The following is a 14,452-nucleotide window of genomic DNA, read 5'->3' as shown; positions in this document are numbered from 1 at the left end:
TGCACCATGCGTCCGACCACTGACCTCAAGCGGCGGGTGGCTCCCTTCGCCGTGGTCTCCGACTTCGAGCCCAACGGCGACCAGCCGACGGCGATCAGCGACCTGGCCCGGCGGGTCAAGGCGGGGGAGCAGGACATCGTGCTCCTCGGCGCGACCGGCACCGGCAAGTCGGCGACCACGGCCTGGCTGATCGAGCAGGTCCAGCGGCCGACGCTGGTGATGGCCCCCAACAAGACGCTCGCCGCTCAGCTCGCCAACGAGTTTCGCGAGCTTCTGCCCAACAACGCGGTCGAATACTTCGTCTCCTACTACGACTACTACCAGCCCGAGGCCTACGTCCCCCAGACCGACACCTACATCGAGAAGGACTCCTCGATCAACGACGAGGTCGAGCGGCTGCGGCACAGCGCCACCAACTCGCTGCTGACCCGCCGCGATGTCGTCGTCGTCGCCTCGGTGAGCTGCATTTACGGCCTCGGCACCCCGCAGGAATACGTCGACCGCATGGTCCCGCTGCGGGTCGGCGATGTCATCGAGCGCGATGAGCTGCTGCGCAAGTTCGTCACGATGCAATACACGCGCAACGATCTGTCGTTCACCCGGGGCACCTTCCGGGTGCGCGGCGACACGGTCGAGATCATCCCGGTCTATGAGGAGCTGGCGATCCGGATCGAGTTCTTCGGCGATGAGATCGAGCGGCTCTATACCCTGCACCCGATCACCGGCGAGGTCGTGCGCGAGGAGCAGGAAATGTATGTCTTCCCGGCAACGCACTATGTCGCCGGCCCGGAGCGGATGGAGCGGGCGATCAGCGGCATCGAGAAGGAGCTGGCCGAGCAACTCGCGCTGTTCGAGAAGCAGGGCAAGATGCTCGAGGCCCAGCGGCTGCGGATGCGCACGACCTACGACATCGAGATGATGCGCCAGATCGGCTCGTGCGCGGGCATCGAGAACTATTCGATGCACATCGACGGCCGCACCCGCGGCAGTGCCCCCAACTGCCTGCTCGACTACTTCCCCGAGGACTTCCTGCTCGTTCTGGACGAGTCGCACCAGACCGTGCCGCAGATCGGCGCCATGTATGAAGGCGATATGTCCCGCAAGCGCACGCTCGTCGAGCACGGCTTCCGCCTGCCGAGCGCGATGGACAACCGGCCGCTGATGTGGGAGGAGTTCCTCGACCGGATCGGGCAGACCGTCTACCTGTCGGCGACCCCGGGCGACTACGAGCTGGCCAAGTCCGACGGCGTCGTCGAGCAGGTCATCCGCCCGACCGGCCTGGTCGACCCCGAGATCATCGTCAAGCGGCACCCGCGGGCAGATCGATGACCTCCTCGACCAGATCTTCCAGCGGGCCAAGCGGGACGAGCGGGTGCTGGTGACCACGCTGACCAAGAAGATGGCCGAGGACCTGACCGACTACCTCCTCGAGAAGGGAGTGCGCGTCCGCTACCTGCACTCCGACATCGACACGTTGCGACGCGTGGAGTTGTTGCGGGAGCTGCGGCTCGGCGAGTTCGATGTCCTCGTCGGGATCAACCTGCTGCGCGAGGGACTGGACCTGCCCGAGGTCTCGCTGGTCAGCATTCTCGATGCCGACAAGGAGGGATTCTTGCGCTCCGCGCGCTCGCTGATCCAGACGATCGGCCGCGCCGCCCGGCACGTCTGCGGCCAAGTGCACATGTATGCCGATCAGCTCACCCCGAGCATGCAGCACGCCATCGAGGAGACCAACCGGCGTCGCGAGAAGCAACTCGCCTACAACCGGGAGAACGGCATCGACCCCCAGCCGCTGCGCAAGCGGATCGCCGACATCACCGACCTGCTCGGCCGCGAGGACGCCGACACCGAGACCCTGCATCGGATCCGGGCGCAGCCAATCGCGCGGTGTGCGCGGGGCGGGCCGGGGCGGGCGGGGCGCGATGATGGCCGACACCGGCCAGGTTGCGACGGTCAAGGGGCTGCCGGCGAGCGAGCTGGCCGCGCTGATCCAGGAACTCACCGAGCAGATGCACCAGGCCGCCGGCGAGTTGAAGTTCGAGCTCGCCGCGCGGCTGCGTGACGAGATCGGCGACCTCAAGAAGGAGTTGCGGCAGATGAGCGAGGCCACCCGATGAGCGGCCTGACCCCCGAGCAGGTGAGCGCGCATGCGCTCGGCAAGCGCGGCGCGTATGCCGACGAGCCGTGGGAGGGCGACCACGTCGCCAAGGTCGCCGGCAAGATATTCGCCTTCGGGCTCGGCGGCGAAAGCGTCGGTGTCAAGTGCGGCGCCAACCGGGCCGAAGCCGACGAGTGGCTGCACCAATACCCCAAGGACGTGGTCGTCATGCCGTATATCGGCCGCAACGGCTGGAACACGCTCACGATCGGGGGCGCGATCCCCGACGAGGAGATCCTCGACGCGGTCGACCTGTCCTACGAGCTGGTCGTCAGCAAGCTGCCGAAGTCGAAGCGGCCCGCCGCCACCTGAGACCCCAGCCGTCGAGCAGGCCCGAGACGGTCAGCCGTCGAGCAGGTCCGAGACGGTTGTGAAGGTGAACCCCCGCGCTCGCAGGGTGGTGACGATCGTCGGGAGTGCCTCGCCGGTGTGGTAGCCGCCGAGGTGGGCCAGCACGATCGTGCCGCTCGCCGGCGATGGGTTGAGCACGCGGTCGATGATCTGGGCGGTGGTGGTCGACTCGCTCCAGTCGATGGTGTCCCGGCTCCACATGATCGTCTTCGGATACCCCACCGAGGCGGCGAGACCGCGCACCCGCGAGTCGTGCGAGCCGAACGGCGGACGCCAGTAGGGCCGGATCGGCATACCGCCGCTGAGCGAGCGGAGCGCGGACTCGGCGCCGGACAGCTCGGAGCGGACGAAGTCGTCGGTCATCGGACGGTCGCACGGCGGCGCGGTCGGCGATCCGCCGCCGCCGAGCACGAGATCGCAGTGGTGGACGGTGTGGTTGCCGACCTCGAAGAGTTCCGGATGGGCCGCGATCAGGGCGAGGACTTCTCGTCCCTCATCGGTCGCCGCCATGATCGACGTCGGGAAGAACGTCGTGCACACCTGGTGATCGGTCAGGATAGCGGACGATGTCGGCCGCCCCGGTCAGCCGCCCGCCCATGTCCAACGTGAACGCGAGTTTGGCGCCGCTCACTCCGTCGGCCTGGGTGACGATTTCCTGACTGGTGGAGGTGGGCGCGAACCCGGCCCAGCACAGGCCGAGCTGGCGCTGGACCAGACGGGGCACGGCGATCGAGACCGATGCCGTCCCGCCGATGATGTATGCCGTATCCGGCCCCAGCCGGGACAGTTCGGCCTCCGTGCCACTCGCCAGGGACGTGGTCCGGGTCAGGAGGATTGGCCCGCGGGTCGCGCGGGTGGCGGGCACGCCGGCCAGGGCATCCGGGTAGCTCGCGCCGGTGGCGAGCAGGAGGCCGGGCCGGTCCGGACCGAACACACGCCGCGAGACGGCGAGCGCGGTCGCGTAGCGGTCGTCTCCCCACACCCGTTCCACCGGAGCGATGGTGGCTAGGTCCGCCGCCGCGCCCGAACTCACCGATGCGGTGCCGCCGAGCAGCATGATCCGGTCCGGAGCGAGCCGCCGCAGCTCGTCGCGGATCGAGGTCGGGACGCTGTGGGTGTCCGTCAACAGCATCGGCGCGCCCTGGACCGCGGCCGCGGCACCACCGGCGAGCGCGTCCGGCCAGACGCCGTCCGGAGGCGACATAGGCGATGTCCGCGCCCGACGCGAACGCGGCGCTGACTGACGGCGGCGGCTACGGCGAACCGGTCGGTGCCGCTGACTCGGGTCGTCGATGCGCTCGTCGATCCGGCGATCGCCGCGAAGGTGGCGTCGTCGATCGTCGCCGTTCCGCCGAGGACGAGCACGCGCCCTGGTCGCAGCCGTTGCAGTTCAGCGCGGGTCGACCTCGGGGACATGATCCTTCTTGACGAACAGGACCGGACCGCCGAGCTGGTCCGCGGCCGGGCCAGCGGCCAGGCCATCGGCATACACCTCGCCGCTGGCGACGACGGCAACGGCCGCGGATGACGGGAAGAACTCGCGACTGATCGCCGCAGCAGCCTCGTAGCGGTTGGCGCCGGCCGAACCGCTCGATCCGGAATCCCGGGTCGCCCGAGCGGCTGGCTGAGGGTGGTTGGCTCGTCGGATGGGCGCTGGCGAGGCCGACGCCGGTGAGGGCGAGCGCGGAAGCGATGGTGAGGCCGAGCATGCGGCGACGGCGTCGTGAGAATGGGGTGGTCTGTGGTGTGGCCGGCGATGGCGAACTCTCCTCGCGTGGTGGCCGTGAGCAGGTCACCACGCTGCTGGCACGCGCGAGCGGTCTCGGCGGTTGACGGCTCGGTGCCTGTGAGCGGGCGGGGCGTCGTAGCTGTCGAAGGCGCTAGACGGGGCGTCTTAGTTGCCGAAGGCGCTAGACTGCCCGCACGCGAAGGGGAGTATCCCCACGCGGTAGCCTCGTCAGCACAGCTCGCCACCGGGCTCGGGGCCGCCGGCCCAACTGGTGGGAGAGACCTTCGGGACTGATTTGCTCGTGTCCGGAAGGTGCCCATGACCGCAACCCTTGCCACGGCCAACGCCACGCAGCTCGACTTGCACGCGTGGGTGTGGTGGCTGACCATCGCCGTCGCGGCCGCCGTGCTGGCCTTCGACGTCCTGTGGATCGCGCGGAACCCGCACCGACCGAGCACCAAGGAATTGGTGGTCGCGCTGGGCCTCTACATCGGCGCGGCGGTCGCTTTTGGGATCATGTTGTTGGTGACCAAGGGCGGCAAGCTGTCCGGGGAGTTCTTCGCAGGGTGGCTGACCGAGTACTCGCTCAGCGTCGACAACCTGTTTATCTTCTTGCTGATCATGGCGAAGTTCGCGGTGCCGGAGAAGCTGCAACAGTTCGCGTTGATGATCGGCATTATCATCGCGATCATCCTGCGTGGCCTGTTCATCTGGGCCGGTGCGGCGGCGATCAACAACTTCTCTTGGGTCTTCTACATCTTCGGCGCCTTCCTCATCTACACCGCGGTCAAACTCGCGACCGAGGGTGAGTCGGACGATGAGGAGTTCGAGGAGAACCGGTTCATGAAGGCCATCGAGAAGCGCTTCCCGTCGACGCCGCAGTTCCAGGGGACCAAGCTCTTCGTCAAGGATGGCGCGCGCCGGCTTGCCACGCCGATGCTGTTCGTCATCCTCGCGCTCGGCACCACCGACCTGCTGTTCGCGTTGGACTCCATCCCGGCGATCTACGGCCTGACCAAGGAGCCTTATATCGTCCTGGTGGCCAACCTGTTCGCCCTGATGGGCCTGCGGCAGCTCTATTTCCTCCTTGGCGGGCTGCTGCAGAAGCTGGTCTATCTCAGCATCGGGCTCGCCGTGCTGTTGGCGTTCATCGGGGTCAAGCTGCTGCTACACGCCCTGCATGAGAACGAGTTGCCGTTCATCAACGGTGGTGAGCATGTCAGCGTCCCGGACATCCCGATCTCGGTCTCGCTCGGCGCCATCCTCGTCATTCTCGGCGTCACGACGATCGCCAGCCTGTGGAAGTCCAGCCGTGACGCTCGCAACTCACCCCAGGACGCCGTATAACGAAGGGCTGATTTGCGCGATTTGGTCAATCGCGCAGTCCAGCTGGCGCGTGAGGAGGCCCAGCCGGCGATGGGTTTCAGGCGTGGCGGGACTGGGTGTGGCGGGGTCAGGTGGGGCGGTGTCCCCAGCCGAGGGCCGGCGGTGGGATGGAGAGGTAGGTGTGGCCGGTGGGGGTGGTGATCGCGGTGATGTGGGTGCGGGGCCTGGCGTTGCGGGCGATGTGGGTGTTGCGGTCGGTCTCGGGTCCGGCGGCGTAGGCGGCGATCTCGGCGCGGGTTAGGACGCGGGTGGTGAACCCGGGCAGGTCTTTGGTGTAGTTGCAGCCGGCGGACAGGCCTTGCCCGTTCTGGTAGCTGGTGGGCCCGCCCTTCGCGGCGGGGACGGCGTGGTCAGCGTGGCGGATGGGGGCATCGCAGTGGGGCATGCGGCAGCGGTCGTCGCGCAGGATGAGCAGGGAGCGCAGTAGGGGTGGGAAGAGGCGGGCGGCGGATTCGAGGGCGATCAGGTCGCGCCGGTCGGGGCTGGTGAACGCCCGCCGCAGGGACACCGCGGCGGGGTGTTCGCCGGGGCCCGGCGGACCGCAGTGGTTGTCGGGGGTGTCGGTGTCGGTGTCGGGGGTGTCGCAGCCGCAGAGGAGCCATTCGCGGGCGAGGGCGGCGGGGATGGTGCCGTGGCCGAGGATGCGGACCGGGTCGGCGGCGCCGGCGCAGCGGCTGCCCTCGCCGGGGCGGTGCCAGGCAGGCTCGGTGGGTGGGTGCTGGTCCGTCGGGGTTGGCGGCTCGCCCGCCGGGGCTTCGGTGATGGGGTCGGACTCGGTGGCGGGGTGGCTGTCGGGATGCGTGTCGGCGGGGTCGGTGTCCGTCGGGATCGGCGGCCTTGTCCGGGTCGCCGCGATCGTCACCGGGGGATCGCGCGGGCGCGGCGGGTTCCGCGGCGGGGCCGCTGGGGCCGGCCGGCTGGCTCCTGCTGCCCGCGCGGGTGTCGGCGGGCTCGGCGCCGTCATCGTTCGGCTCGCCGTGGGTGTCAGGGCTCTCCAGGCGACGGCTGGTCGGTGGGCTCGCCGTCGTCGGTGGGGTCAGCGTCGGCGGTGGCATCGCCGGGAACCGTCTCGGCCGGCGAGCCGGCAGCAGGCTCGGACTCGGGCTCGGCAGCGTCGGCTTCGGCGGGCCAAGGTTCGGGTTCGCCGGCGCCGGCGTCGTCGCCAGTGTGGGTGTCGGCAGTCTCGGTCGCGCCGCTGTCGCTGCCGGTGGTTTCGGTGGCACGGCTGTCGGCGGTGCTGTCGCTGCCGGTGGTGTCGGGAGCGCCGGTGGTGTCGGTGGTGTCGGTGGTGTCGGTGTCGGTGTTGTCGGTGGTGTCACTGGGGGCGGTGGGGGTGAATAGGTCGCCCAGGTCGTTGAGGTTCTTGCCGTACAGGTTGTCGGGGGTCATCACCAGGGTGACCGCGGCCGGGGGGAACTGCCCGGACGCCAGCCCAGACAGCCGCGCGATGGCGGTGTCGGCCAGCACCTGCGAATAGGTCCGCTCCCCCGCCGGGTCATCCGGGTCGGCGCCGGCGAGCACGCCGGTGGCGTGCCGGTGCAAACACGCGTACGCCGACACGATCCGCGGCAACGTGTCCAAGAGGGTCAGGTAGGCCATCCCGTCCGGCGCCGGCCGGGTCCACGCTCCCCGGGAGGAGACCGCTTTGGCGTGCCTGGCCAGGACGGCGTCCGGGTCGAGCCGGGCGGCGACCTGGGCGGCGGCGGCCCGCGCCTGCGCCAGGGTCAACACCGGCAACCGCTCCCCGAGCTCGGCGTCCAGGAGGCGCTGGTCGTCCTCGGACAACCCGGCGGCTTCGGCGCAGACCGCGCCCGCGACCGCCGGGGAGATCAGGCCCGCGGTCAGGGCGGCCAGGGTGTGCGGTAACACGCTGGTCAACGCCCGCGACTGGGACAGCTGCGCCTGCGCCGCCGACGGGCTACACCCGCGGGCCAGCGCGAGTTGCGGGGTGATTCCCCGGCTCGCCGCCCGCGGCGAGAGCCCGCGGGCGTGCGCGTCGGCGGTATGGGTGTCGGCGAACGCGACGCTCACTCGCGCCTGGGCCGCCGCCAGGGCCGCTTTGAGGCGTTCACACACGCTCAACACCTCGATCCGCTCCCCCTGCCCCGCGTCCTGGGCCAGGCCGTCGACCTCGGCCAACGCGTCGGTGATCGCGGTCAGCCAGGCCACCTGATCGCTCGCCCGCTGTGGTGCCCCCACCAGCTCCGCGAACCGCGACCCGCACTCATCCCCACCCTCGCCGCCGCCGGGGTAGCCGCCGCGGCCGCGGCGGGGGAACTGGGCGGCCTCGTAGTCCTCCATGTCCGCGCGGATCTGGGCGAAGAACGCGGCCTCCTCGGCCGCGTCGGCGAACATCGGCTCCTCATCCCCGCGTTGCAGCAGCGCCAGCTCTTCCTCCGGAGTCAGCTGACCGGCCAGCCCGTCACAGTCATCAAAGAAGTCATTCACGACCGTGGCGACCGCGTCGTCCCTGCCGCCATCGTCCCCGGGGGTTCCGGGGGTGGTGGGTAGGATCGCCGTCATGCCACAATTATACTAGATTACCGGTCGGTAGACAAGAACAAATCTCGGATATATGCCCTTGCTATTCACCCGACTCGTGCCACCGGGATGTGTCTGCAACCGGGTAGATCGCGTCGTCGGGCTGAATCGACGGGCAGAGTTCGGGCGAATCTCCCGACTCGAGGGGCCGCGAGTTCCGCCGCTCTTTGCTTGGCGCGATTCCGGGAGAGAGGGACCGGAATGAGCCGATCCCGGCCCCTGGATCTCGACAGAGGGGCGGGCGACATGGCCACCGGGCTCAGGTCGCCGCGGCCTCGGCCGGATCCGGCCGCGCGCCGAAGCCCATGATCAGCACGCTGGCGCCCACGACCAACGCCATACCGACCAACTGGGCTGGGTGCAGTCGTTGCCCGAGCACCAGCAGGCCGGCGAGCGCTGCACACGCCGGCTCCAGGCTGAGCATCACGCCGAACACCTTCGCCGACATCCGCCGCAACGCGAGCAGTTCCAGCGAATAGGGCAGCAGCGAGGACAGCACGGCGATGCCGAGCCCCTTGAGCGCCAGCGGGCCGGTCCAGTCCGGGACGCTCCCAATGCCGACCGGCAACGTCACCGCGGTCGCGACGACCATCGCCAAGGCGAGCCCGTCCAGGGCGGGGAAATGCGCCCCGGCTCGGCCGGACAAGATGACGTATGCCGCCCAGCATCCTCCGGCGGTCAGCGCCAGCGCGATTCCGGTCCACTCCAGATCGGCCAACGGCGTGTGCAGTGCCTCGGAGATCAATACCACACCGACCCCGGCAGCCAGCACGGCGATGATGTCCAGCAGCCGCCGGGACAGGGCGGACGCGAGCAGCAGCGGCCCGATGAACTCGATCGTGACCGCCACCCCGATCGGCAGGTGGGCGAGCGACCCATAGAAGGTGTAGTTCATCAGACCGAGCGCGAGGCCAAACAGCAGCACGGTCGTCCACTCCGCCCGCCCGTAGCCACGCCAGCGGGGCCGCAGCACGGCGAGCATGATGGTCGTGGACAGCAGCAGTCGCAACACCACCGTCCCACCGGCGCCGAGGACGGGGATGAGCGTTTGGGCGATGGCCCCACCGAACTGGACCGAGACGATGCCACCGAGCACCAAGATGGACGCGGGGACCCGGTTGACGGCGGACACCGGTGCAGCCTACGCGGGTCCTTGCGTCGATCCCGGTCACCCATCATCCGAGGATCTCGGTAGGCACCCACACATCCGTTCGGGCTTGGTCCGATTGCATCGGGACTCGGCCAGGCCCTGCCCGAGTTCCTGAAGGACACGGAGACGACCCGGCGTCACGGATGGAGCGCACACGTGCTCCGACCCGGCCAACGACCGGACTTCACCAGCCGCGAGCGCGCCATTCGTCGAGATTGGGGCGCTCGGCGCCGATCGTCGAGTCCGCGCCGTGCCCTGGGTAGAACCACGTGTCGTCGTCGTACACGCCGAAGACCCGCGCCACGACGTCCGCATAGAGGGACTCGAAGCTTTGACCCGGCATCTTCGTGTTGCCCACCCCGCCGGGGAAGAGGGAGTCGCCGGTGAAGAGGTGCGTGTGGCCTTCGTGATCGGCATACGCCAGAGCCACCGAGCCGGGAGTATGCCCGCGCAGGTGGATCACATCGAAGGTCAACTCGCCCACGCTGACCGTGTCCCCATGTTCGAGGCGGACGTCGGGCGCTACCGGCAGGGCGTCGGCGTCGTCGGCGCCGGCATACGTTCGAGCGCCGGTGGCCGCGGCGACCTCGGTGAGCGCGCGAGTGTGGTCCCAATGCCGATGCGTGGTGACCAGGTGCTGCACTGTCCCGGTGCCTTCTGCGATCAACCTGGCGATCCGCGGCGCGTCATCGGCGGCGTCGATAAGCAGTTGCTCGCCGGTCGCGGTGCAGGTCACGAGATAGACGTTGTTGTGCTGCTCCGACACAGCGATTTTGCGTATGGTGGCCCGGCCCAGTTCACGAACGTCGCTCGGGCCACCAGGCGTCACCTCGCCGGTGTAGGTCATCTCGGAACTCCTCTCGGTTCTGGGCCACAGGTTATGGCCAACCGGTCGCGGGGAGTGCCGGCGCTCTCACCCGGGTGGAGAGGTCACGCGCATTTGCAGAGGTCACACATATCCGCAGAGGTCACACGGAGTACGTGTGACCTCTGCGAAATTCCCCCACTCCTGCGAAATCCCCCCACTTCTGCGACACCTCCCCACGTCTGGTCCGTCGGCAAGGTCAGGCTCCTCGGGGAAGGTCGGGCAGGCCACTCCCGTCGCGGGTCGTCACGCCGGACGGGTCGCGCCGGGCCAGCCACAACAGCATCGCGGCCCGCTCGCCGTGGACCTCCGGGCCGCCGTCGGCGATCAGATAGCGGGACTCGTCGGGCAGGACGATCGTCAGGGCGGGCCGCTCGGGGTGGGCGTCGAGCCGGGCGACCTCCTCCTCGAGGAAGGTGCGGATCAGAGCGTCGTCGACATCGGCGAAGCCGAAGCCGGCGTCGAGGTCGACGTGGTGATAGACGACCTCACGCAGCCGCAGCACGGGCAGATCGCCGGGGGCGAGCACCCGGCCGCCGCGCATCTCCACGCCGGGGACCACGGCATCGTCCAGGCCACCAAAGGCGAGAGCCAGAGCGGCGGCGCTCGTGGCCACGTCGCCGACCAACTCGGCGTGCGGTCGTCCGGCGCCGGCCTCGATCTCGGCGTCCCGCGCACCGGGGCCGCCGGGATACATCTCCTCCCGCACGCCGGTCACCGCCCAGGAAACCAACCGCCCGAGCGCATCGGCGTTGCGGGCAACGTGGGTCAGCACGTGCGCCCGGGTCCAGCCTTCGCAGCGGCTCGGCGCGGCGACATCGTCCAGTCCCGCCGCTGTCGTGATCAATGCGTTCGTATGCCGCGTCAACACCCCCAGCACATCCTCCGCGTGCGCGTGCTCGTCCATGACGCTCCCTTCGCTGCTGCTGGTTGGGTCGGGACCGGTCAGCCGGCCTTGCGGATGCGCCGCACGGCCGCCTTGGTCGCCGCGCTCTTGGCCGGCGCCGGTTGCGCCGCAGCCGATGTCGTTGCTGGGGCGGTCTTGGCCGGTGCCGCCGATACTTTCGCCGCCGCGGTCTCTGTCGCCGCGGCCGCTGTCGTGGCGGTCTTGGCCGGTGCCGCCTTGCCTGTTCTCGCCTTCGTTGCCGATGCCTTCGTAGCCGATGCCTTCCTTGCCTCCGCCTTCGTGGCTGCCGGCTCCGTGGCCGTTGTCGCCGTCTTCCCCGGGTCCGGCGTGGCGCCGGCCCGTTCCGGCGTGCGGGCCGTCCGGGCGAGGATTGGAGCCAGGAAGCGTCCGGTGTGGCTGTCGGGTAGCGCGGCGACCTGCTCGGGGGTGCCCTCGGCGAGCACCCGGCCACCACCGGAGCCGCCCTCGGGGCCGAGGTCGATGATCCAGTCGGCGTTCTTGATGACGTCGAGGTTGTGTTCGATGACGATCACCGTGTTGCCCTTGTCGACCAGGCCCTGCAGCACGAGCAGCAGCTTGCGGATGTCCTCGAAGTGCAGACCTGTGGTCGGCTCGTCGAGGACATAGACGGTGCGGCCGGTGGAGCGCTTCTGCAGCTCGCTCGCCAGCTTGACCCGCTGCGCCTCACCACCGGACAGAGTCGGTCGCCGGCTGCCCGAGCCGGACATAGCCCGAGCCCGACGGCGTTCAGCGTCGTCATGTGCCGGGCGATCGCCGGGACCGCGGCGAAGAACTCCTCGGCCTCCTCGATCGGCATCGCCGAGCACGTCGGCGATGGTCTTGCCCTTGAAATGGACCTCGAGCGTCTCGCGGTTGTAGCGCGAGCCGTGGCAGACCTCGCACGGGACGTAGACGTCGGGCAGGAAGTTCATCTCGATCTTGATCGTCCCGTCACCGGAGCAGGCCTCGCACCGGCCGCCCTTGACGTTGAAGCTGAACCGGCCCTGCTGATAGCCGCGGATCTTGGCCTCGGTCGTCGTCGCGAACAGCTTGCGGACGTGGTCGAAGACGCCCGGTATAGGTCGCCGGATTGCTCCGCGGGGTCCGTCCGATCGGGCTCTGGTCGACGTGCACGACCTTGTCGAGGTGCTCCAACCCGGTCACGCGTCTTGTGCCGCCCCGGCACGTGTCGGGCGCCGTTGAGCTTGTTGGCCAGCACGTTGTAGAGGATGTCGTTGACCAGCGTCGACTTGCCCGAGCCGGAGACGCCGGTGACGGCGATGAAGGCGCCGAGGGGGAAGGAGACCGTCACATCCTCGCAGGTTGTGTTCCTTGGCACCGACGACCGTGACCATGCTTGGTCTTGTCGATCGGCCGCCGGATCGGCGGCGTCGGGATCTCCAACCGGCCGCTGAGGTATTTGCCGGTGATCGAGTCGGCGTGACCCAGCAACCCGGCAACCGGGCCGCTGTGCACAACATGCCCGCCGTGCTCGCCGGCGCCCGGTCCGATGTCGACCACCCAATCGGCGGTCGCGATCGTGTCCTCGTCGTGCTCGACGACGATCAGGGTGTTGCCCAGGTCACGCAGGCGGACGAGGGTCTCGATGAGCCGGTGGTTGTCGCGCTGGTGCAGCCCGATCGACGGTTCGTCGAGGACATAGAGCACCCCGACTAGCCCGGACCCGATCTGGGTCGCCAACCGGATCCGCTGCGCCTCGCCGCCGGAGAGCGTCGCCGCGGCCCGGTCGAGCGAGAGGTAGTCGAGGCCGACGTCCAGCAGGAAGCCGAGGCGCGCGCCGATCTCCTTGATCACTCGCTCGGCAATCTGCCGCTCCCGCTCGGTGAAGTCGATGTCGACGAGGAAGTCGGCGGCCCCCCGGATCGACAGCGCGGACACTTGGGCGATGCTGCGCCCGCCGACCAGCACGGCCAGGGACTCCGGCTTCAGCCGCGATCCGCGGCAGGCCGGGCACGGGCATCTCCCGCATGAACCCCTCATAACGCTCCCGGCTCCAGTCGGACTCGGTCTCGGCGTGCCGGCGCTTGACGAAGGGCACCGCGCCCTCGAAGCCGGTGCTGTAGGAGCGCTCGCGCCCGTAGCGGTTGCGGTATTTGACGTGCACCTTGTGGTTCTTGCCGTGCAGCACCGCCTCCTTGGCGCGCTGCGGCAGCGCCCGCCACGGCGAGTCCATTGAGAACCCGAGGTCGTCGGCGAGAGCGGTCAACACCCGCTGGAAGTATTCTGCCGAGCCCCAGCCCTGGCCCCACGGGGCGATCGCCCCCTGGGCGAGTGAGAGGTCCTCGTCGGGGACGATCAGCTCGGGGTCGACCTCGAGCTCGGTGCCGATGCCGGTGCACGTCGGGCAGGCACCGAACGGGCTGTTGAACGAGAACGACCGCGGCTCGATCTCGTCCATCTGCAGCGGATGGTCGTTGGGGCAGGCCATCCGCTCCGAGAACCGTCGCTCCCGGCCCGGGTCGTCCTCGGCGAGGTCGACGAACTCGACGACGGCCAGCCCGCCGGCCAGCCCGAGCGCGGTCTCGACCGAGTCGGTCAGTCGCCGCTTGGCCGAGCGCCCGGCGTCGGTCGTGACGTCCTTGGCGACCAACCGGTCGACGACGACGTCGATCGTGTGCTTGACCTGCTTTTCCAGCTTGGGTGGCTCGGTTAGCGTCACGACCTGCCCGTCGACGCGGGCGCGTGCGTAGCCCTTGCTCTGCAGCTCGGCGAACAGGTCGACATACTCGCCCTTGCGGGCGCGGACCACCGGCGCCAGCACCTGGAAGCGGGTGCCGTCGGGCAGCTCCAGCAGCCGGTCGACGATTTGTTGCGGCGTCTGCCGGGTGATCGGCTCCATACAGACCGGGCAGTGCGGCCGACCTGCCCGGGCGAACAGCAGTCGCAGGTAGTCATAGACCTCGGTGATCGTGCCGACCGTCGAGCGCGGGTTGCGGTTGGTCGACTTCTGGTCGATCGAGACGGCGGGGGAGAGGCCCTCGATGAAGTCGACGTCGGGCTTGTCCATCTGCCCGAGGAACTGCCGCGCGTATGCCGAGAGCGATTCGACATAGCGCCGTTGTCCCTCGGCGAAGATCGTGTCGAAGGCGAGGGAGGACTTGCCCGACCCGGACAGGCCGGTGAAGACGACGAGCGCGTCCCGGGGCAACTCGACCGAGATGTCCTTGAGGTTGTGCTCCCGCGCGCCGCGCACGATCAACTGGTCGTGGTGGCGGCTTCCGGAGGCGCGTGCGGCGGTCGCTCGGGTCACGTCCGCCATCGTATGTCGCGCCACCGACAGCCCCATGTCGATGACCGCGGCCGCGACGGTGTTGCCCGGTCGCGGACCTGCGGCTGCGGACCGG

General features: G+C 69.4%; 10 protein-coding genes and 2 pseudogenes. 3 read left to right on the top strand and 9 right to left on the bottom strand.

All coding sequences use genetic code 11. From position 1 onward, the window contains the following. Nucleotides 1-6 precede the first annotated feature (6 nt). Together uvrB and V9G19_RS07775 are read left to right on the top strand one after the other, a co-directional pair. Nucleotides 7-2,117 (top strand): annotated as a pseudogene (gene uvrB, locus V9G19_RS07780) (excinuclease ABC subunit UvrB). Then, on the top strand, nucleotides 2,114-2,470 hold the full coding sequence (locus tag V9G19_RS07775; RefSeq protein ID WP_462284893.1) for an MmcQ/YjbR family DNA-binding protein: 357 nt from the start codon (nucleotides 2,114-2,116) through the stop codon (nucleotides 2,468-2,470). The pseudogene uvrB and the gene V9G19_RS07775 overlap by 4 nt, the downstream one beginning before the upstream one ends. A gap of 30 nt (nucleotides 2,471-2,500) precedes the next feature. Here the strand turns inward: V9G19_RS07775 and V9G19_RS07770 are convergent, their stop codons facing one another. From V9G19_RS07770 to V9G19_RS07760, 3 genes are all read right to left on the bottom strand, one after another. Then, entirely contained in the window at nucleotides 2,501-3,049 is a 549-nt protein-coding gene (locus V9G19_RS07770; RefSeq protein ID WP_462284892.1) for a polysaccharide deacetylase family protein, read from the bottom strand. Continuing rightward, nucleotides 3,003-3,713: a cell wall-binding repeat-containing protein gene (locus V9G19_RS07765; protein WP_462284891.1), complete on the bottom strand. Its 711-nt coding sequence runs from the start codon at nucleotides 3,711-3,713 to the stop codon at nucleotides 3,003-3,005. Before V9G19_RS07765 ends, V9G19_RS07770 begins: the two co-directional genes overlap by 47 nt. Before the next feature lie 186 nt (nucleotides 3,714-3,899). Further along, nucleotides 3,900-4,058, bottom strand: a complete 159-nt coding sequence (locus V9G19_RS07760) for a cell wall-binding repeat-containing protein (RefSeq protein ID WP_462285050.1) — start codon at nucleotides 4,056-4,058, stop codon at nucleotides 3,900-3,902. 498 nt (nucleotides 4,059-4,556) lie between these two features. On the opposite strand from V9G19_RS07760, the gene V9G19_RS07755 reads away from it, so the two are divergent. Then, nucleotides 4,557-5,585, top strand: a complete 1,029-nt coding sequence (locus tag V9G19_RS07755) for a TerC/Alx family metal homeostasis membrane protein (protein ID WP_462284890.1) — start codon at nucleotides 4,557-4,559, stop codon at nucleotides 5,583-5,585. A gap of 106 nt (nucleotides 5,586-5,691) precedes the next feature. On the opposite strand, the gene V9G19_RS07750 is transcribed toward V9G19_RS07755, so the two are convergent. From V9G19_RS07750 to uvrA, 6 genes and pseudogenes are all read right to left on the bottom strand, one after another. Beyond that, complete coding sequence (locus V9G19_RS07750; RefSeq protein WP_462284889.1) at nucleotides 5,692-6,486, bottom strand: HNH endonuclease; 795 nt, start codon at nucleotides 6,484-6,486, stop codon at nucleotides 5,692-5,694. Between the two features lie 122 nt (nucleotides 6,487-6,608). Then, nucleotides 6,609-8,147: a DUF222 domain-containing protein gene (locus V9G19_RS07745; protein WP_462284888.1), complete on the bottom strand. Its 1,539-nt coding sequence runs from the start codon at nucleotides 8,145-8,147 to the stop codon at nucleotides 6,609-6,611. Between the two features lie 277 nt (nucleotides 8,148-8,424). Further along, nucleotides 8,425-9,297, bottom strand: a complete 873-nt coding sequence (locus tag V9G19_RS07740; protein WP_462284887.1) for an EamA family transporter — start codon at nucleotides 9,295-9,297, stop codon at nucleotides 8,425-8,427. A gap of 202 nt (nucleotides 9,298-9,499) precedes the next feature. Next, on the bottom strand, nucleotides 9,500-10,162 hold the full coding sequence (locus V9G19_RS07735) for an MBL fold metallo-hydrolase (protein ID WP_462284886.1): 663 nt from the start codon (nucleotides 10,160-10,162) through the stop codon (nucleotides 9,500-9,502). 217 nt (nucleotides 10,163-10,379) lie between these two features. After that, nucleotides 10,380-11,087: a maleylpyruvate isomerase family mycothiol-dependent enzyme gene (locus tag V9G19_RS07730; protein ID WP_462284885.1), complete on the bottom strand. Its 708-nt coding sequence runs from the start codon at nucleotides 11,085-11,087 to the stop codon at nucleotides 10,380-10,382. A gap of 38 nt (nucleotides 11,088-11,125) precedes the next feature. Continuing rightward, nucleotides 11,126-14,367, bottom strand: a pseudogene (gene uvrA, locus V9G19_RS07725) (excinuclease ABC subunit UvrA). Between the last annotated feature and the right edge of the window lie 85 nt (nucleotides 14,368-14,452).

It is taken from the genome of Nostocoides sp. (assembly GCF_037045025.1).
GTDB lineage: Bacteria > Actinomycetota > Actinomycetes > Actinomycetales > Dermatophilaceae > Nostocoides_A.
The sequence above is the reverse complement of the archived record's forward strand: the minus strand, read 5'-3'. Positions and strand labels throughout refer to the sequence as shown.

Excerpts from the sequence above, each read along its gene's own strand:
- V9G19_RS07755 (WP_462284890.1), top strand. The coding sequence starts at position 4,557 with ATGACCGCAACCCTTGCCACGGCCAACGCCACGCAGCTCGACTTGCAC.
- V9G19_RS07765 (WP_462284891.1), bottom strand. The coding sequence starts at position 3,713 with ATGTCGCCTCCGGACGGCGTCTGGCCGGACGCGCTCGCCGGTGGTGCC.
- V9G19_RS07735 (WP_462284886.1), bottom strand. The coding sequence starts at position 10,162 with ATGACCTACACCGGCGAGGTGACGCCTGGTGGCCCGAGCGACGTTCGT.
- V9G19_RS07730 (WP_462284885.1), bottom strand. The coding sequence starts at position 11,087 with ATGGACGAGCACGCGCACGCGGAGGATGTGCTGGGGGTGTTGACGCGG.
- V9G19_RS07745 (WP_462284888.1), bottom strand. The coding sequence starts at position 8,147 with ATGACGGCGATCCTACCCACCACCCCCGGAACCCCCGGGGACGATGGC.
- V9G19_RS07775 (WP_462284893.1), top strand. The coding sequence starts at position 2,114 with ATGAGCGGCCTGACCCCCGAGCAGGTGAGCGCGCATGCGCTCGGCAAG.